Annotated in this window: 18 protein-coding genes; 2 read left to right on the forward strand and 16 right to left on the reverse strand. The window is 32.7% G+C overall.

What is annotated here, in order from left to right; genetic code table 11:
* Window positions 1-66: 66 nt before the first annotated feature.
* Both ald and BED47_RS17020 read right to left on the reverse strand, forming a co-directional pair.
* Window positions 67-1,200 carry an alanine dehydrogenase gene (gene ald / locus BED47_RS17015; RefSeq protein WP_069034611.1) on the reverse strand — a complete coding sequence of 378 codons (1,134 nt, stop codon included), beginning with the start codon at window positions 1,198-1,200 and terminating at the stop codon, window positions 67-69.
* Between the two features lie 195 nt (window positions 1,201-1,395).
* Window positions 1,396-2,169, reverse strand: a complete 774-nt coding sequence (locus BED47_RS17020) for an SDR family oxidoreductase (protein WP_069034612.1) — start codon at window positions 2,167-2,169, stop codon at window positions 1,396-1,398.
* 360 nt (window positions 2,170-2,529) lie between these two features.
* On the opposite strand from BED47_RS17020, the gene BED47_RS17025 reads away from it, so the two are divergent.
* Window positions 2,530-2,853, forward strand: coding sequence for a hypothetical protein (locus tag BED47_RS17025; RefSeq protein WP_069034613.1), 324 nt, complete (start codon window positions 2,530-2,532; stop codon window positions 2,851-2,853).
* Between the two features lie 280 nt (window positions 2,854-3,133).
* Here the strand turns inward: BED47_RS17025 and BED47_RS17030 are convergent, their stop codons facing one another.
* The 5 genes from BED47_RS17030 to BED47_RS17050 form a co-directional block, all read right to left on the reverse strand.
* Window positions 3,134-3,322: a hypothetical protein gene (locus BED47_RS17030; protein WP_069034614.1), complete on the reverse strand. Its 189-nt coding sequence runs from the start codon at window positions 3,320-3,322 to the stop codon at window positions 3,134-3,136.
* A gap of 172 nt (window positions 3,323-3,494) precedes the next feature.
* Entirely contained in the window at window positions 3,495-4,343 is an 849-nt protein-coding gene (locus tag BED47_RS17035) for an EcsC family protein (RefSeq protein WP_069034615.1), read from the reverse strand.
* A gap of 107 nt (window positions 4,344-4,450) precedes the next feature.
* On the reverse strand, window positions 4,451-5,641 hold the full coding sequence (locus BED47_RS17040; protein ID WP_069034616.1) for an acetate kinase: 1,191 nt from the start codon (window positions 5,639-5,641) through the stop codon (window positions 4,451-4,453).
* A 90-nt stretch (window positions 5,642-5,731) separates the two neighbouring features.
* On the reverse strand, window positions 5,732-6,724 hold the full coding sequence (locus BED47_RS17045; RefSeq protein ID WP_069034617.1) for a class I SAM-dependent methyltransferase: 993 nt from the start codon (window positions 6,722-6,724) through the stop codon (window positions 5,732-5,734).
* Window positions 6,725-7,030: 306 nt separating this feature from the next.
* Window positions 7,031-8,074, reverse strand: coding sequence for a phosphatidylglycerol lysyltransferase domain-containing protein (locus BED47_RS17050; RefSeq protein WP_069034618.1), 1,044 nt, complete (start codon window positions 8,072-8,074; stop codon window positions 7,031-7,033).
* A gap of 165 nt (window positions 8,075-8,239) precedes the next feature.
* Between BED47_RS17050 and proC the strand changes: the two genes are divergently transcribed.
* Window positions 8,240-9,046 carry a pyrroline-5-carboxylate reductase gene (proC, locus tag BED47_RS17055; RefSeq protein ID WP_069034619.1) on the forward strand — a complete coding sequence of 269 codons (807 nt, stop codon included), beginning with the start codon at window positions 8,240-8,242 and terminating at the stop codon, window positions 9,044-9,046.
* 121 nt (window positions 9,047-9,167) lie between these two features.
* Here proC and tpx read toward each other — a convergent pair whose 3' ends face one another.
* From tpx to BED47_RS17100, 9 genes are all read right to left on the reverse strand, one after another.
* Window positions 9,168-9,668 (reverse strand): thiol peroxidase, encoded by a 501-nt coding sequence (gene tpx, locus BED47_RS17060; protein ID WP_056472180.1) that lies wholly within the window; start codon window positions 9,666-9,668, stop codon window positions 9,168-9,170.
* Window positions 9,669-9,759: 91 nt separating this feature from the next.
* On the reverse strand, window positions 9,760-10,203 hold the full coding sequence (gene ytfJ, locus BED47_RS17065; RefSeq protein ID WP_069034620.1) for a GerW family sporulation protein: 444 nt from the start codon (window positions 10,201-10,203) through the stop codon (window positions 9,760-9,762).
* A 12-nt stretch (window positions 10,204-10,215) separates the two neighbouring features.
* On the reverse strand, window positions 10,216-10,845 hold the full coding sequence (locus BED47_RS17070; protein WP_069034621.1) for a DUF2953 domain-containing protein: 630 nt from the start codon (window positions 10,843-10,845) through the stop codon (window positions 10,216-10,218).
* Window positions 10,846-11,029: 184 nt separating this feature from the next.
* Window positions 11,030-12,604, reverse strand: a complete 1,575-nt coding sequence (locus BED47_RS17075) for an amidohydrolase (RefSeq protein ID WP_069034622.1) — start codon at window positions 12,602-12,604, stop codon at window positions 11,030-11,032.
* Window positions 12,605-12,709: 105 nt separating this feature from the next.
* On the reverse strand, window positions 12,710-14,284 hold the full coding sequence (gene mbcS / locus BED47_RS17080) for an acyl-CoA synthetase MbcS (protein ID WP_069034623.1): 1,575 nt from the start codon (window positions 14,282-14,284) through the stop codon (window positions 12,710-12,712).
* A 212-nt stretch (window positions 14,285-14,496) separates the two neighbouring features.
* On the reverse strand, window positions 14,497-15,369 hold the full coding sequence (locus tag BED47_RS17085) for an aldose 1-epimerase family protein (RefSeq protein WP_069034624.1): 873 nt from the start codon (window positions 15,367-15,369) through the stop codon (window positions 14,497-14,499).
* Window positions 15,370-15,508: 139 nt separating this feature from the next.
* A complete protein-coding gene (locus BED47_RS17090) occupies window positions 15,509-15,718 on the reverse strand; it encodes an alpha/beta-type small acid-soluble spore protein (protein ID WP_069034625.1) in 210 nt (69 codons plus the stop codon).
* Window positions 15,719-15,799: 81 nt separating this feature from the next.
* Entirely contained in the window at window positions 15,800-17,029 is a 1,230-nt protein-coding gene (gene thiI / locus BED47_RS17095) for a tRNA uracil 4-sulfurtransferase ThiI (protein ID WP_069034626.1), read from the reverse strand.
* 4 nt (window positions 17,030-17,033) lie between these two features.
* A complete protein-coding gene (locus BED47_RS17100) occupies window positions 17,034-18,176 on the reverse strand; it encodes a cysteine desulfurase family protein (protein WP_069034627.1) in 1,143 nt (380 codons plus the stop codon).
* Window positions 18,177-18,190 lie beyond the last annotated feature (14 nt).

Here is an 18,190-nt window from a genome sequence, read left to right on the forward strand (position 1 = left end):
ATGTTATTGTAATTGAGAAAAAATAAAATCCCTTTACCGTCTTCGATAAAGGGATTTTTCTTTAAATTAGTTTGTAGAAACAGATGTACCTTGTAATAAAGTAGTTGCTTCTTTATATTCTAAGCCGTGAGCTTCAGCTACTGCTTCGTAAGTTACATATCCATCAAGTGTATTAATACCTTTAAATAATGCAGAGTTATCTAAGCAAGCTTTTTGATAACCTTTGTTAGCAATTTGAACTGCATAAGGTACTGTAACATTTGTTAATGCCATTGTAGAAGTACGAGGTACTGCACCAGGCATATTTGCTACAGCGTAGTGTACTACTCCATGCTTCTCATATGTTGGGAAATCATGAGTTGTAATACGATCTGTAGTTTCGAAAATACCACCTTGGTCAATTGCAATATCAACTACAACTGAACCTGGTTCCATTGATTCGATCATTTCTTTTGTAACAAGTTTTGGCGCTTTTGCACCTGGAATTAATACTGCACCGATTACAAGATCAGATTCTTTAACCGCTTCAGCAATATTGTAAGGGTTTGACATTAAAGTCGTAATTTGATGACCAAAAATATCATCTAATTGACGTAAACGATCTGGATTTAAGTCAATCATCGTTACGTGAGCACCAAGACCAACAGCCACTTTAGCAGCATTTGTTCCTGCTACACCACCACCAATGATTGTAACATTTCCACGACGTACTCCTGGTACTCCACCTAATAAAATACCTTTTCCGCCTTTATTTTTCTCAAGGAATTGAGCACCGATTTGAGCTGACATACGTCCTGCTACTTCACTCATTGGAGTTAATAACGGTAATGTATTACCAACTTGTACAGTTTCGTAAGCAATTCCGACTACTTTATTATCAATTAAAGCCTTAGTTAATTCAGGCTCTGGAGCTAAATGTAAGTATGTGAATAAAATTAATCCTTCACGGAAGTATCCATATTCGCTTGGAATTGGTTCTTTAACTTTCATAACCATTTCATTATTCCAAGCCTCTTCAGCTGTTTCAACAATTGTTGCGCCAGCATTTACGTATTCTTCATTAGTAAATCCTGAACCAATTCCAGCATTTGTTTCAATGTAAACTGAATGACCATGTCCAACTAAGTTCATTACTCCAGCTGGTGTCATTGCAACACGATTTTCGTTGTTTTTTATTTCTTTTGGTACCCCAATACGCATGTTATTTCCCCCTGAAATATATTTATTTCGTGCCTCTTAGGATGAGCTCTATTTATTAAAAAATAATACATTTTTATATTAACACAAAACATATAGTGCAGAAAATGAAAACGCTTAATTTCGTTTAATAAATATTAATTCAGAATCTTTTTTATTATAAATTATGCTTTAAAAATGGAATTGTCCCACGAATTCTCATGATAATGGAATATGTCTGTATTTATTAATGACATCCAAGCCACCAGTGACTTCAAATATATCACCTGTTATAAAATCAGACTCTTCCCTACACAAAAATTGCACCATTCTTGCTATATCTTCCCCAGTACCAGATCTTCCAACTGGTGCAAGACCTTTTCCATCCTTACTTGCTTCAGATTGATTTGCCTCTTTCATATCACCAAAAATATCTCCAGGACAAATCATATTAGATGTTATACCATTCTCTGCTTCCTCATAGGCTATTGTTTTAGTCAAAGAAACTAGACCTACTTTAGCTGCGCTGAATGCAGAACGATAAATCCACCCCGAAGCTGAATTGGCACCTTGGAATCCATAATTTATAATACGTCCATATTTCTGCTTTCTCATAATTGGAATAATTTGCTTTAAAAGATAAAACACGCTGTGCAAATTTCCATACAACAAGTATTCCCACTCTTCATCAGTGTAGTCAGCCAGTTTTTTACGGTTAAATAAATACGGGCCAGCATTATTGATAAGACAATCAACCCTACCGAAATTCTCCATCGTTTTTGAGACAATCTCATTAATAAATTGTTTATCGCAAATATCACCTTTGACAAAAAGAACCCGGTCCAAATAATCCTTCCATTCTTCTTTTCGCTCTTTGATAGCCTGTTCATCAGAAAAGTACGTAACAGTTACTGAATAACCATCGTTTAAAAATGCTTCAGTTACTTTCTTCCCTAACCCCTTCGATCCTGCCGTAATGACAGCATGCCTCATAAAACTCTTCCTTTCGAGTCTAAATAATTTTATATATTTGTGAAAATCATCTAGATAAATCAATCAATTGTATGTATTTGTAAATCTATTCTCATTATCCTTTTTAATTGGTTATTTAAGCATAAAGCCAGTTCATTAAAAATTATGTCATTATCTTATACCTTTATCTTTAATTTAGTAAGATTATTTTATTAAAAGATAACTATGTTTTCTATTATTATGAATTATTTTCCTTTTATTTTAATAATTTTTATTTTTAGATTTTAGACTTTAATTTAAAAATTTTTATTGAAATTTAAAATTCAATTTGTTTCAATTATTTTTTTCAATGTATAATATAGTCAAGAGGGGGAGTAAGGGATGTTTCAAGATTATTTTTCATACGATGAACGATTAGGTATTTTTCTACCAAGCCTAAAATTAGATTGGGAAGATTACTCTCACGATCAGCAACAAATGATTCTTACGGAATGGGAATATATCCGTGGTGGAATACCTGATCAAATTACACGTTTAGAGTTTACAATTAATCATAAACAAGAACTTTTAAATCACGAATCTGATTTTGTTTTGAGCTGTAAATTAAATTCTGAAATTGCAGAATTAGCATCAATTATTAACGATCTTTGGATTTGGTTTAGAAGTAACCAACAAATGTCCAATGATACAAAAATACATGGTTAAAAAGCTAACAATTAATTTGTTAGCTTTTTCATTCTATTGAAAAAAGAAGTTATCAATTAAATAAGAATATCTTGTTGGTTTCTACTACTGCTTTCCATGGGGCATGAGCTGAGACCCCGCAGGCTTGCCGAGGAGGCTAAAGAATCTCGCCCCATGGAAAGCGAGCATCCTGTAATGGAAATCAACATCACTCTACTCCTTTTACGAAAATTTGGTAATGTAACAGCGTGGAAAAAGCTAACAATTAATTTGTTAGCTTTTTCATTTTGTGAGTACCAGTTTATTCATTTTCGCGCTTTTGAATTTGTAAAAGAGTGTCTCCGATTGTTTTTAGTTCCTCTTTTAGTCGGATGGTTTCATTCGCAACTTTTTCGGAAGATGCTTCTTTAATTTGCTTGTTTAGTTGGTCAGCCACTTTTCGTAACTTTCCGATGGATTGTTCTAGTTGAAAACTTGATGTAGGCTTCATAATTGTCTCCTTGAATGGTTTTCTTTTAGCATACCACATACTCGTTTACAACCAAACGGGTATTCGATTAGCTAAAGGTAAATTGCCTAATGGAGATTGAAGTATTTCGGTTTCAACTCATTCTACATTAAAAAAAGCTAACAGATAATTTGTTAGCTTCTCAAATTGCGATTTAATCTGTTGGTTCTTGGTTTACCCGTTCCGATAATATACGATATTGATAAAATTTCTTTGTATATTCTAATACGTTTTTTGTAAAAGATTCATTCCATTTTGCCCCAACAGAAACTCCTAATAAAGGAATACCACCTAAAACTTTATTCCGTAATGAATGGATCATTAATAACTTGCACATTTGTAATATGACAGTGTAATAGACCCCTTCTCCATTAAATTGATTTTCCCAAGTTGCAAATACGTCAGAATCCTCATGCTTTAAAATATCGTTCATTAACTTACTCCAAACAACGTATTTTTCGTTTGATGGGAGGATTGCACCTTGTAGTACTTTTAAACTACATTCCATTTCTTTTGGAATACTTACATCATAACCATAACAAAGTGCTATTTCTTGTACCGTTTTAAGATTAATAAATAATAAAGCCGGTAAATCACCAAATAAAGCAAGCTTTGTACTAGTTCCACTTATTCCACCTTGAACACTTGAGACTATTAATGCTTTCGATATTTCTTGTTCAGCTAAAAAATTCAATTGTCTTAATGGTAGCTTTCTTAGATCACTTATTGTCTTAACATCACTTCTTAAAATTTGTGCTCGATTAAGTATATCTAATTTCTTTTCTTGAAACTGTTTTGTTGTTTGTATTAAAGATTGAGTGTGGAAAAAAGCAGTTGAAAAAAATTCATTAAAAGTATTCGAATAGCTCTGGGGTATTTTTTGGAGGAGAAAATTAGAAGCATTTTGATACATTAGTTCTAATTTATTTAAATTTTGCTGTTGTTTCTTTTCAATCAAATCGTTAAGTTCGAGCCATAAATTATACTCTTTCATTTGATCCATACTATCACCTCGAATATAAAAAAAACGTAGAGCCAAAAAGTGATCTCATTTTAAGAATATGAGTTCATCTATTTTTGTATGCTCTACGTTTATGTTTACTAAACAGATTATTTCATTCCAACTCGTACTACATCTCTTGCAATTACAACTTCTTCATTAGTTGGAATTACAATTACTTTAACTGGAGAGTGATCAAAGCTAATGAAAGCTTCTTTTCCTCTAAAGTTATTTTTACTTGGGTCAAAATACACACCCATAAATTCAAGACCTTCTAAAACAGCTTGACGAATTTCCGGTCCGTTTTCACCAATACCAGCAGTGAAGATAATCGCATCTACACCTTTCATACGTGCAGCATAAGATCCTAAATATTTGTGAATACGTTCAATGAATACACTTTGAGCGATTTTAGCTCGTTTATTACCTTCTTCAGCTGCAGTCTCAATATCACGTAAGTCACTTGAGAATCCAGAGATACCAAGCATACCACTTTGTTTATTTAATACATCAAGTACTTCCTCAGCTGTTTTACCCGTTTTTTCCATAATAAATGGAATTAAAGCTGGGTCTAAGTTACCTGAACGAGTTCCCATTGTTACACCAGCAAGTGGAGTGAATCCCATTGAAGTATCAATTGATTTTCCACCTTCAACTGCAGCAATACTTGCACCATTTCCTAAGTGACATGAAATAAGTCTTAATTCTTCAAGAGGTTTACCGATTAATTCAGCAGCTCTTTCTGTTACATACTTATGAGATGTACCGTGGAATCCATATTTACGAATACCAAATTGTTTATAGTACTCATAAGGTAAGCTATATAGGTAAGATTCTTCAGGCATTGTTTGATGGAATGCAGTATCGAATACAGCTACTGCAGGAATATTTGGTAATAATTCTTTAAATGCACGAATACCAACTAGGTTAGCTGGGTTATGAAGTGGTGCTAAATCAGAAAGTTGATCAATTTGTTGTTCAACTTCTTCAGTAATTAAAGCAGAATCTGTAAATAGTTCTCCACCGTGAACTACACGATGTCCAACTCCATGAATTTCATCGAATGAAGAAATAATTCCTAAACCTGTTAGCTTTTCAAGAAGCATTTTTACTGCAACAGAATGATCAGCAATATCTGTTACTTCTTTAATTTTTTCCCCGTTTACTGAAATTACAAAAACGCTATCCTTAATACCGATACGTTCTACTAAACCAATTGTAAGTACTTTTTCGCTAGGCATTTCAATTAATTGAAATTTTAATGACGATGAACCTGCATTAATAGCAAGAATATTTGCCATGTTTTTACATCTCCTTTAAACATGAAACTGTTATATTTTTTTAGCTGAAATTATTATAACACAAATTAGTTTACGTGTTTAAAAGTTCAATTATTGTAAATTTTCTTTAAACCATTCATTCATTTGAAGCATAATATCTTCAACTGCTTTCATATTCGATAACTTAGGGAAATCAACTAATAAAGCCTGTTTTGGCTTCTTCATATTTTCTGCATTTTTGCGGATTATTAATATACTTTTTTGATGTCTTTCGTCCTTAAAGGCAGATACTGGCAACTGTATCAATCCTTGAATAACGCCTGTTTCATTAATATAGCTTTGTAATTGCGCAGATTGCTCTGAAGTAAATAAGTGATTTGGAACTAGCGAGATGAAAAATCCTCCAGATTTTAAGTAGTTCATACTTTGCTCAATAAATAAATGATGAGCATAAGACATGCCCTCTTTTGCTTTTAAAGTAAACTCTTTTGCACGTTCTGCATTTGGATAAAAGCCAATTGGTAAATCACAAACAACAAGATCAACCGGATCTACAAATAAAGGTGCTAAACTGTCTTGATTAAATAATTCAATTTCATGGCCAAGTAAGTTGCCAATAACAAATGCGATTCTAACAAGAATGTCATCTACATCGATTCCAACAGAATCAGTAAATTTATCTTTTGAAGAATTTAAAATTGTTAATAGAAGATTTCCAGTACCAATTGCCGGATCTAAAATAGTTAAATTTTGTTTACCCTCAGTAAGCTTTCCTACTAAATAAGTAATAATAAAAGCAATACCATCTGGAGTCATTTCATGGTTTGTTTGTACCCCTTGTTTCATTCCTTTTAGTATCGCTAATTGAAATGCTCTACGAATACTCTCATTATCTTTTGACGCCGATGTAAATTGATGAATTGTATTCATCAGTTTATCTTTTTGTGGACCATTAATTTCTTCTTGTAAAACTTCCCCTTCAAAGAAATTTTCACCCGTTTCAATTAATGCCTCTAAATAAGAAATTTCTAAATTATCTTTTAAACATTCTGTCGATTCATCTATGTAATTAAATAAAAATTCCACTGAATTCTCTTTTAGCATTTTTCATTCCTCACTTTCATAATAGAACAGTCATTGTGTTTCATTATACGTATGGCTTTTAAACGTGTCCACTTTATTAAATTCTTCTATTAGAAAGTATTTGGTTTTTTTAATCATTTTTAATCCAGTACTGTTAATTTAATTTTAATGGATGAATGTTTGCTTTTAATTAATACATTTTGAACTTTTTATGTAGTTTTAATTTTTTTGTATTGAATTGGAATTAATGGCATTATGACGAACAGTATCATTTTCATAAAGCACTACTGAATACATAAAAAAAGACCTCCTTTATTGAGGCCTTCGTTAACTAATTTTTACTTTTTTCTTTTCTAACGGCTTCATAAATCGAGTGATATAGTTCAAAGATTTTGTTCCATGAACTAGGCGATATAAGCTTGTGATAACCGATAGTAGTGTATATGGTTTGTATGCTAAGTACTTTGATTCCCATTTATTTGCAAATTTACTTTTAAAAATTAATAATCCTTTGAAGTTATAAATTGAGTTACCATATTTAAAGATCATTTTTGCAGATTTCTCGATGATTGATGATTTTGAATCTTGGCCAACATTTGCTAATGGTGCCATTCCAAGGCTGCAGCTTTTAAATCCATTTTCTTTTGCCCAAAACATAATTGAAACAAAAAGCATATCCATCGTTCCGTATGGTAATTCTTTTAAATATCTCATTAAATCAATTGTTATATTTTCACCTTGAATTGGTAATGTCGCAAAAGCAATAACTTGACCATTTTTATCCCTTAAGATTCCGATCGGAAAATTTGAAACATAATCAAAATGAAATGAACCAACTGAAAAGGATAGCTCTTCTCTTCCGTTTAACCATACATCTGAGACCCCTTTTAGCTCTTGAAGTAGACCTATAGAATATCCAGGCATAGACACTTCAAATTGATATCCTTGTCGGATGAATTTGTTCCTTTTTGTTCTTAGTTTTGCTCCTTTTTTACCTGCAATTTCGAAATTTTCTAATTCAACTATTGCTTCTTCACCTAATTTCAACAATCGATAGCCAGCTTTTTCATACAACATCTTTGAGTTTTCGTCTATTTGATAAAAGCACGGAGTACACTTCATACTCCTTGAATAATTTTCAAACTCCTTTATTTTTTCAAAAGAAATCTCACCAATTGGATCACATAGAACAACTAATTTATTCCCCTGTTTCCGGTAAACAAATGCAGATTTTTGATCTTCTGAAAGAAATACTTTTTTATCTCCAAGTAATCCTAAATGTGTTAATGAAGTTCCACCATATGTTTGAATAAGTTGTTGAATAATCTCAATTGTAGTTTTATGATTTGATTCTTTTAAAATTTGTTTCATAATACCCCCAAAATAAAGAGTCAATTTTCTTTACAATTTCTATTTTACAAAAAATAATTCCTTGTGGATATCCATACATTAATTTTTTTTAATAATGTATTGTTTGGTAATATTTAACCCCTCCTGTATAATTCAATTTATTAAATATATTGGATGTGAGTACAAATGAATAAGAAAATTGGTTTTATTGGTTGCGGTAAAATGGCTCAAGCTATGATTGGTGGGTTAATTGAATCGAATGTAATTGATAAGCATCAAATTTATGTAAGTGCAAGGTCTAATGAAACACTTGTAAAAGTGAAAGATTTATATAATGTTCACACATTAAATAGTAATATCGATTTAGCAATGCAAGTTGATTATTTGTTTTTAGCAGTTAAACCTGATTTATATCCAACTATTATTGAAGAAATTAAAGAAGTTATTTCAAATAATACTGTAATCATTACGATTGCCGCTGGAATTACTTTAGAAGGTGTAGAGAAATCCTTCGGTAAAGAGGTTAAAATCGTTAGAACAATGCCAAATACTCCTTCATTAGTTAGAGAAGGAATGAGTGCACTTTGTCATAATCAAGTAGTGACCAATGAAGAGTTAAATGAAGTAATGGAAATTTTCAATAGCTTCGGAAAATGTGAATTAGTAAATGAAAAATTAATGGATGCGGTTCCTGCTGTTAGCGGTTCTTCTCCAGCTTATGTTTACTTAATGATCGAAGCTTTAGCAGATGGAGCTGTATTACAAGGAATACAGCGAGACCAAGCATATAAGTTAGCTGCCCAAGCTGTTTTAGGTGCAGCAAAGATGGTACTTGAAACTGAATTACATCCTGGTGAATTAAAGGACCAAGTTTGCACACCAGGTGGTGCAACAATAGAAGCAATTGCTGAATTAGAAAAAAAAGGCTTCCGCTCATCTATTATTTCTGCCATGGAACGTTGTACTGAGAAATCAGTTTCTTTAGGTAAATGATTTTAGCAACAGTCTAATAATACACACTGAGGCATTCATATTTGTGAATGCCTTTTTAATGCAAAAAAAAACTGCCGAGATCTACTCGACAGCCTTTTACCTCTTAATAGAGTTATTACTATTATTTTGCAGCTTTTACAGCTTCGATTGCTGCTTCATAATTCGGATGAGTTGTACCTTCAGCTACGTACTCAACGTAAGTAACAACATCATTTGAATCTACTACGAATACTGCACGAGCTAATAAACGTAATTCTTGCATTAAAACACCAAATGCTTCACCAAAAGATGCATCACGGTGATCAGAGTAAGTATGTACATTTTCTAAACCACTTGCAGCACACCATCTTTTTTGTGCGAATGGTAAGTCCATTGAAATTGTTAAAACTTCAACGTTTTCTACGTTTGATAATTCTTCGTTAAAACGACGAGTTTGTGCATCACAAATTCCAGTATCTACAGAAGGTACTGCGCTAATTAAGCGTACTTTACCAGCTGAAGCCTCTAAAGTTACAGGGCTTAAATCATTTGCTAATACAGTAAAGCTTGGAGCTTTTTCTCCTACTTTTACTTCTTGTCCAATAAGAGTTACTGGATTGTTTTTAAATGTTACAGATGCCATGATATTTCCTCCCAAAATTACAAAATGTTCACAACATTTATCTTACTGGAAGGAAACCATGAATGCAATTAACTTTACTTAAATTTTATATTTAATCTAAATCTGTATCAAAAATTGCCTCATCATCAACTGAATTATCATTTTTCTTCATATATTTTTTTGCTTTTTCAAGCGCTTGTGGCGCTAAATCCATCAGCTTTTCAATTAAATGCGTGTTTTGATCTAAGTGAAGTAATTTTACTCCATCTTTGTTAACGATTAGAAATGCAATTGGAGTAATTGATGCACCTCCACCTGTACCTCCTCCAAATGGATGTGGACTTCTTACTTCAGCTTCTTTAACACCATCTACTAAATGGTAATTTCTGAATTCACTTCCACCAGCTGCAAAGCCAACCCCTACTTTTGATACGGTTAAGATTAAACTTCCATCTGGTGTTGAAATTGGATCACCAATAATTGTATTTACATTAATCATTGCTGATAAATTTTCCATTGCCGCGTGCATTAAGTCTCCAATAGGATGTTGACTCATTGTTAATCACCTCTAATTAGTTTCGATTGGATGTGTTGCTTTAAAGTCTTTTCTAGTTTTTAAATATGCTTTAAGTAATAATAGTCCCGCAAAGACTGCCTTTCGTACCGAAAATGAAAACCGTATCTTACCAGTAGTTTCCATTACAGATGTATAATAATTGGGCGTGATATCTATAGTTGGCGGATGATGAACTATCGTAAATTTCTTTAATAAGTTTTCAAAAATTCCGATTGCACTATAAGCTGTTCCAATTGATATCCCTGTTAAAGCAGAATTTCCGACACCAAAATGAATGTGATAAGTTAAATTGTAAATTTGTACAGTGTTTAAAAATTTTGTAATGATAGTATGTCCGTTGGAGTATAAATTTATGAAAAAATCAATTTGTTGAAAGACAGACAAATCCCTTTTTTTCTCTAAATCTGATACGTCCTCCTTTACCTCTTTCGGTCTCTTTAATGGAATCGTAAAGGCGAAATGCAATAGGTTGTTCAAGATAGACAGTTTAATATTCATAAATCGTTCTTCATTTGTATAAACGGATAAAATATTAACTTTCATATTTATAAACAGGACGAAAATGATTAACAGTAAAACAACGATTGCAATAAAAATTAGAATAGAGTATATGTAAAGCAAAAAACCACCCTTTTTTGTATCAGTATGGGCAAACCAACATCTGAATAAACAAAAAGAATGGTAAAATTACATACCATTCTTTTCGAGTAGTAAACTATAAGATTTTTGAACTTCGTTGATAAATTCTAGTTGCTTGTTGATCATAAACAACTTCTCCAACACATTCCCTTGTCCTTTTCATAACTTAATCATGACTTTTATAAACAATATTTCCTCGGCAAATAGTTTCACTACATTTAACATAAAGTAGATCATCTTTTTCTAACTCAAATGGATTTTCATCAAATAAAATAAAGTCAGCAGAATATCCTTCTTTTATGAGACCTCTTTTATCTTCTTGACGAAACGATGCCGCACTATCAATCGTATAAAGTTTAATTGCTTCATATAGGCTAATTGCTTCCTCGATATTATACGCTCTCCCGTCTTTGGCTTTTCGGGTAACCGCTGTATATATACCTTGCCAAGGATTAATTGTATCAATCGGTGTATCTGAACCATTTGCTATAGCGATTGATTCATTTATCAGCGTTTTAATTAAATATGCAAATTCATTTCGTCTTTGACCAATACGTTCTACTAACCATGGATAATCTGCATAGATAAATGAGGTTTGTACATCTACAACGATGTTTAATTCTTTCATTTCCTCGATTAATTTTGGAGATAAAAGTGCACAATGTATAAATCGGTCAGGTAGCTGAGTTTGATTAGGATATTTTTTAACAACATCAATGGCTTGTTTAACGGCTAAATCTCCAATCATATGAAATGCTATCGGCAATCCATTTTCACGTGCTTTTTTTGTAATTACTTCTAATTTTTCTAAAGAAGTCACTTGTAATCCTGTTATGCTTTGATTGTCGTCATAAGGTTTTTCTAACAGTGCAGTTCGACCACCAAAAGAACCATCAATAAATGCTTTTACGCCTCCAAATGATACATTCTTATTACCTTTATGTAATCTTCCTTTGACTTCATCCAAAGTCGTATGATGAATTAAAACATGAGTGTGAAATGGAACTTCATTTAACAATCGCTCATATAAATCAATCACTAGATTTGCATTTCCATAGTATGATAAATCCTCTGTTACCGCTCCAACGATTCCGTATTGGTAACAATCTTTAATAGCGGAAATGATTGCTTTTGACAAATACTGATCGTCAGGTGCCGGCATCGCTTTAATGATTAAATTGACAGCTTCATCATACAATAATCCGTTTAAACGACCATCCTCAAAGCAGCCTATTTGTCCTCCATCGATTTGCATTTGTTCATTTATTGCTGCATGACTAAGTGCAAGAGAATTTACAAAGTAGACATGTCTACAAGTTCTCTTTAATACAAGTGGATTTGTGCTTGATAAACTATTTAAATCGTCAACTTGGAATACGGCTTTTGATTCCCATTCGTTTTCATTCCATCCTTCCCCGACAATCCATTCATTCGGGTGCGCGTCCTTTACAACTTTTTTCATTCGATCAAGCATCTCTTCATATGATTGACACTTTGACAAATCTACACGATTCATCGCTTCACCATGACCAATTAAATGCAAATGACTATCTATAAAACCTGGAAAACCGATTTTTCCATTACAATTAATTTTCTCAAATTGTTCACCTTCTAAAAAAGAAAGCAAGGATTCAAATGTTCCTGTTTTTAAAATTTTTTCATCTTCAGTAATGATTGAGTCTACCGTTTCCCCTTCACTTTCCATTGTATAAAATAAACCATTATGCCAAAGCTTCTTCATTTCATTCCACCATCCGTTCATTATCTATATTCGTTTATCATTTTGAAAGATAAATAATCCTAAAACAAAAAAAGAGGGAATTTTCCCTCATTTTAACATAAGTATTTAATTCGATTCACGTAATTGTTCCATCGCACGTAATTCTACTCGGCGAATTTTACCAGAAGTTGTTTTTGGTAGCTCTTGGACAAATTCAATTTTACGTGGATATTTATATGGTGCAGTAATTTTTTTCACGTGTTCTTGTAGTTCAGATACTAAGTCATCTTGATTTGTAGCATTTTCAGTCAAAACAACAAATGCTTTAACAACATTACCACGTAATGGATCTGGACTAGCAACAACCGCACATTCTTTTACAAGCCTATGTTGTACTAACGCATCTTCTATTTCAAAAGGACCAATTGTATAACCAGAACTAATTATTATGTCGTCACTACGTCCATCAAACCAATAATAGCCATCTTCATCTTTCTTAGCTCGGTCACCCGTTAAATAATACTCACCTTTTCTTTGTGCTATTGTACGATCCATATCATTATAATAATGTTTAAATAATGCTGGAGAGCTTAAATGTACCGCAATATGCCCCACTTCATTAACCCCGACTGGATTTCCTTCATCATCAACGATTTCAACTAAGTTTCCTGGTGTTGGAATCCCCATTGAACCTACTTTTGCTTTAATATCCTTCATCGTTCCAATTAATAATGTATTTTCAGTTTGTCCATACCCATCTCTTACATCAACATTGAAATGCTTTTTAAATGTACGGATTACTTCTTGATTTAAAGGCTCTCCTGCTGATACAGCACTTCTTAAAGCTGGTAATTGATATTGGTCTAGATTTTCAACCTTTGCCATAAATCGGTATTCGGTTGGCGTACTACAAAATACAGATATATTATGCTCCTTTAGTAATGTTAGGAAAGTATCTGCATCGAATTTCCCTTCATAAAAGAACCCTGTTGCCCCGCTGCCTAATGTCGCTAAAAATGGACTCCATATCCACTTTTGCCATCCTGGCCCTGCAGTCGCCCATACAGTATCATCTTCTGTCACATCTAGCCAATTCGAAGCAACTGTACGAATATGTGCATACCCCCAACTGTGAGTGTGTACGACACCTTTAGGATTGCCAGTCGTTCCTGACGTATATGAAATAAACGCTAAGTCATCACTTTTTGTTTCCACAGTTAATACATGTGCTCCACTAATTGCTTGGTCATTTAATGAAGTCCATACTGTTTGTTGATTATGAATAGTAAATAATTTATATTTTCCAGTTTTAGCAATCTCGCTAAATGTACCTATATATTCATCATGCGATACAATCGCTTTTACTTCACTATGTTCAAGACGGTATTGAATATCCTTAACCGTTAACATTTCAGATCCTGGGATTACAACACATCCAATTTTTAAAATAGCTAAATAAACTACATAAGTCTCAATACATCTAGGCATCATGACAAAAAGTTTGTCCCCTTTTTCGATGCCACTATTTTTAAATGTAAAAGCATATTGGTGAACTTTATTATAAAGTTCCTTATATGTTAATTGATGGGATTCGCCATTTAGGTCAACCCACTTTAACGCCACTTTATCAGTTGAGGCAAATTTTTCAATTTCCCAAACGAGATTATATACTCTTGGAGCAATTAGACTTGTACTGTTCATCTTAGTTAGTCCCCCTTTTGATCATTACTAAAATTATATTTTGAATTTTGCAAAATAGAATAATAATGGTTTCGTTAATTGTATAGTCAATTCCTGCTATTTTTCGACTATTTTTCAGAAAATTTAAACAAAAAAATCACAAAAAAAATAAACCATCCAAAAAAGATAGTTTATTTGATCTCTAAACTCCTAATTACGTACCTTTTATTTAATCAATCACTTTCAACTGTAATACTGTATGTGCAAGTAAATGTTTCATTTGGATTTAGCATTTGAATACCAAGTCTATTTTTCATTTCTTTTACTGGGCCGATTTCATCTGCAACTCCATACCATGGCTCAATACATAGAAAAGGTGCTGTTGGTGTAGTCCATATTCCGACGTATGGAAACCCTTCAAAATGAACTTTGATCGCATTACGATGATTTTTCGAACGAATTGTCAGTACGTTTTTATTAAGTTTTTCAAAAATTAATGCATCATCCTTAAAGAGTTCTCGGGTTAATGGTAAGTTTTTAATATTTTGACCAATTAGTTCTCTTTTGCCACTTCGATATGATCCTTCTAATTTAATTGTTTCTAATCTTTCTTCCTCTTCAAATTCTAGGTAATAATCCTCAAAAGTTTCATCTTCCAAAAGAGGTATATTAAACGCTGGATGAGCTCCTATTGAAAATGGCATTGATTTCTCATCATTATTTGTTACAACATATTTAATAAAAACAGTGTTGTTCTGAATCTTATAATTAATATTTAAAGAAAATTGAAATGGATATTTTAAAAGCGTTTGTTCACTACTGTTTAACTCATAGTTGATATAGTCTTCCTTCATTTCGGTTAATTGAAAATCCATATCTCTTGCAAAACCATGTTGAGAAAGCTCATAAACTTTATCATCGACTTTATATTGATTATCAATTAATTTACCTACATTCGGAAATAAAACTGGTGCATGTCTCCCCCAATAAGCTGGGTCAGCATTCCATAAATAATTTAAATTATCTTTTTTTGTATAGATACCCGTCAACTCTGCTCCCTGTGATTTAGTTGTAATTTTAATAAATTCATTTTCAATATATGACATGAACAGGTCTCTCCTTTAATTTATTCCCTCTATTATAGCAAAGTTAATATTAAATATTAAATCAAGCGAAGAGCATGTAGAACAAATAGAAAAGAGGTAGGTTTTACCCTACCCCTTAATCCATAATTATTTAAATTTATTAACGAGAATATCCACCAAGGCTTTGTTCAGCCATTTGTACTAAACGCTTTGTGATTTCACCACCAACAGAACCATTAGCACGTGAAGTTGAATCTGGACCAAGGTTTACACCAAATTCTGTAGCGATTTCATACTTCATTTGGTCTAAAGCATTCTGAGCACCATCAACTAATAATTGATTGCTACCTGAATTATTTCTATTTGACATGTGTTGTCACCTCCTTGTGAGTATAGAGTGTGATAAAACACATATCTTCATTCATCTTTTTACTGGTAATTTTTAGTAATTTTATAAAAGTGCGTCGATATCGATTTCTTCTTCTTTTGTTGACGATTGATTTCGAATCATTTCGTTCTCAAAAATGATTGATTCTCTATTAACTACAGCTTCATTTATTAGTTCAGTAAAGTCAAAACGACTCTCGTAACGAGCCACCTTATCACGTTTTGGTTTTGTAGTTGGATTAGCTGGAGTAAAGATTGTACAGCAATCCTCATAAGGTCTAATACTGATATCATACGTATCAATTTTTTTAGCAATATCCATGATTTCTAATTTATCCATAGCTAATAATGGTCTTAAAACTGGATAATTAGTTACTTCATTGATTGTATGCATACTTTCTAATGTTTGGCTTGCCACTTGACCTAAACTTTCACCTGTAGCTAAAGCAAGTGCTTTTCGATCAACAGAAACTTGCTCAGCAATTCTAAGCATAACGCGTCTCATAATTGTCATTGTATAGCTTGCAGGCATTTCTTTATGAATTGCTTTTTGAATTTCAGTAAATGGTATAACATGCAAAGTCACTCGTCTACAATATCTAGTTAGTTTGCTTGCTAAATCAATAACTTTTTGTTTTGCACGATCACTCGTAAATGGCGGACTTTCAAAATGAATCGCTTCGATTGACACGCCTCGTTTTAACAACATGTAGGCTGCCACTGGACTATCGATACCTCCAGATAGTAGTAACATAACTTTTCCGCCAACTCCAACTGGATAGCCACCTGCACCGTATTCTTCTCCACAAGTAATATAAGTCGCATCGTCACGCACTTCTACTCGTACAGCTACATCTGGCTGATGAACATCTACAGTTAAGTGTTCTGTATTTTGAAGTATATACCCACCTAGCTCGCGATTTAATTGTGGCGTATTTAATGGGAATTGTTTATAACTACGTTGTACGTTCACTTTAAATGTTTTAACACTATCACCAAGCTCGTTAATAGCCTCAAGAGCACCTTTTTTAATTGCATCTAATTCAGTATCAACTTTTCTAGCATAACTAAACGTATGAATTCCGAAAACTTCTTTAAGATTGGCAGCAACCTTCTCATGGTCTTCACCATTTAATTTTATATACATACGATCACGCGTTGCAGTGATTTTAATTTTTTCAAAAGCTTTTAATCGATTTCGAACATTTTCTCTTAATATACTTGTAAATCGGCCTCGATTTTTTCCTTTTGTAGTCATTTCTCCATAACGAATTAAAATATATTCTACATTCATGCTGTTACCCCATTACTTTATATAAATTTTTAATTACTTCTTTAATTATTTTGTTAAACTGCTCTACTTCACTCATTGTATTTTCATAAGAAAGACTGATTCTGACAGCACTACTTGCTACTTTTTCGCTTTTACCCATACTTTGTAGTACCCGGCTTATCTCAAAAGTTTTAGAAGAACATGCTGATTTTGTAGAAATAAAAACATTTTCTTCAGATAGAGCATGGACAATTACCTCAGGCTTTAATCCTACAAATGAAATATTTATTATATGAGGAGCAAAATCCGATTCTGGTGAGTTCAATACAGCGTAGTCAATCATCTCTAAATTTTGAATAAGTTCATTTCTCATATTATATAGGTGATCATTCATTGTTTTTTGTTTTTCTAGCGTGATTCTAAGCGCTTTTGCCATCGCAACAATTCCTGCTAGATTTTCCGTACCTGAACGAATCTCTCTTTCCTGTGACCCACCTGTCATTAAAGATGATAAGGTTACACCTTCTCTAATATATAAAATTCCAGTTCCTTTTACACTATGAAATTTATGACCCGAAATAGATAATAAATCAATCGCAGCTTGTTTAATATTTAATGGTACTTTCCCTACCCCTTGAACAGCGTCAACATGGAAAAATATTTTTGGATAATCCGTTAATAATCGACCAATTTCTGCTATTGGTTGAATTGCTCCTGTTTCATTATTTACATGAATGACAGAAACTAATATCGTATCATCTCTTAACGCATTTTTTAATTGGTCAACAGAAATAAACCCCTCTTCGTTTGGGGATAAGTAAGTTACTTCAAATCCTAGATCCTCTAATTGTTTATAAGCTTCATAAATTGATGGATGTTCAATTTCAGTCGTAATTAAATGCTTCCCTCTTGAACGATGCATCATGGCAGTTCCCTTTATTGCTAAATTATTCCCCTCTGTACCACCTGATGTAAAGATGATCTCTGATGGTTGAACTGACAAAAGCTCAGCAATTTGGTTTCTAGCTTTTGAGAGTAATTGCTCTGAGCGTCCACCTAGCTTATGAATCGAAGAGGGATTTCCAAAAAACTGGTCCGAAACAGTAATATATGTGTCTAATACCTCTTTATAAGGTTTAGTAGTCGCGCTATTATCAAAATAAATCATATTTTTTCCGTACC

Origin of the sequence: Gottfriedia luciferensis (genome assembly GCF_001712755.1) — a bacterium.
Classification (GTDB): domain Bacteria; phylum Bacillota; class Bacilli; order Bacillales; family Bacillaceae_G; genus Gottfriedia; species Gottfriedia luciferensis_B.

Excerpts from the sequence above, each read along its gene's own strand:
- ald (WP_069034611.1), bottom strand. The coding sequence starts at position 1,200 with ATGCGTATTGGGGTACCAAAAGAAATAAAAAACAACGAAAATCGTGTT.
- BED47_RS17020 (WP_069034612.1), bottom strand. The coding sequence starts at position 2,169 with ATGAGGCATGCTGTCATTACGGCAGGATCGAAGGGGTTAGGGAAGAAA.
- BED47_RS17025 (WP_069034613.1), top strand. The coding sequence starts at position 2,530 with ATGTTTCAAGATTATTTTTCATACGATGAACGATTAGGTATTTTTCTA.
- BED47_RS17030 (WP_069034614.1), bottom strand. The coding sequence starts at position 3,322 with ATGAAGCCTACATCAAGTTTTCAACTAGAACAATCCATCGGAAAGTTA.
- BED47_RS17035 (WP_069034615.1), bottom strand. The coding sequence starts at position 4,343 with ATGGATCAAATGAAAGAGTATAATTTATGGCTCGAACTTAACGATTTG.
- BED47_RS17040 (WP_069034616.1), bottom strand. The coding sequence starts at position 5,641 with ATGGCAAATATTCTTGCTATTAATGCAGGTTCATCGTCATTAAAATTT.
- BED47_RS17045 (WP_069034617.1), bottom strand. The coding sequence starts at position 6,724 with ATGCTAAAAGAGAATTCAGTGGAATTTTTATTTAATTACATAGATGAA.
- BED47_RS17050 (WP_069034618.1), bottom strand. The coding sequence starts at position 8,074 with ATGAAACAAATTTTAAAAGAATCAAATCATAAAACTACAATTGAGATT.
- proC (WP_069034619.1), top strand. The coding sequence starts at position 8,240 with ATGAATAAGAAAATTGGTTTTATTGGTTGCGGTAAAATGGCTCAAGCT.
- tpx (WP_056472180.1), bottom strand. The coding sequence starts at position 9,668 with ATGGCATCTGTAACATTTAAAAACAATCCAGTAACTCTTATTGGACAA.
- ytfJ (WP_069034620.1), bottom strand. The coding sequence starts at position 10,203 with ATGAGTCAACATCCTATTGGAGACTTAATGCACGCGGCAATGGAAAAT.
- BED47_RS17075 (WP_069034622.1), bottom strand. The coding sequence starts at position 12,604 with ATGAAGAAGCTTTGGCATAATGGTTTATTTTATACAATGGAAAGTGAA.
- mbcS (WP_069034623.1), bottom strand. The coding sequence starts at position 14,284 with ATGAACAGTACAAGTCTAATTGCTCCAAGAGTATATAATCTCGTTTGG.
- BED47_RS17085 (WP_069034624.1), bottom strand. The coding sequence starts at position 15,369 with ATGTCATATATTGAAAATGAATTTATTAAAATTACAACTAAATCACAG.
- BED47_RS17090 (WP_069034625.1), bottom strand. The coding sequence starts at position 15,718 with ATGTCAAATAGAAATAATTCAGGTAGCAATCAATTATTAGTTGATGGT.
- thiI (WP_069034626.1), bottom strand. The coding sequence starts at position 17,029 with ATGAATGTAGAATATATTTTAATTCGTTATGGAGAAATGACTACAAAA.
- BED47_RS17100 (WP_069034627.1), bottom strand. The coding sequence starts at position 18,176 with ATGATTTATTTTGATAATAGCGCGACTACTAAACCTTATAAAGAGGTA.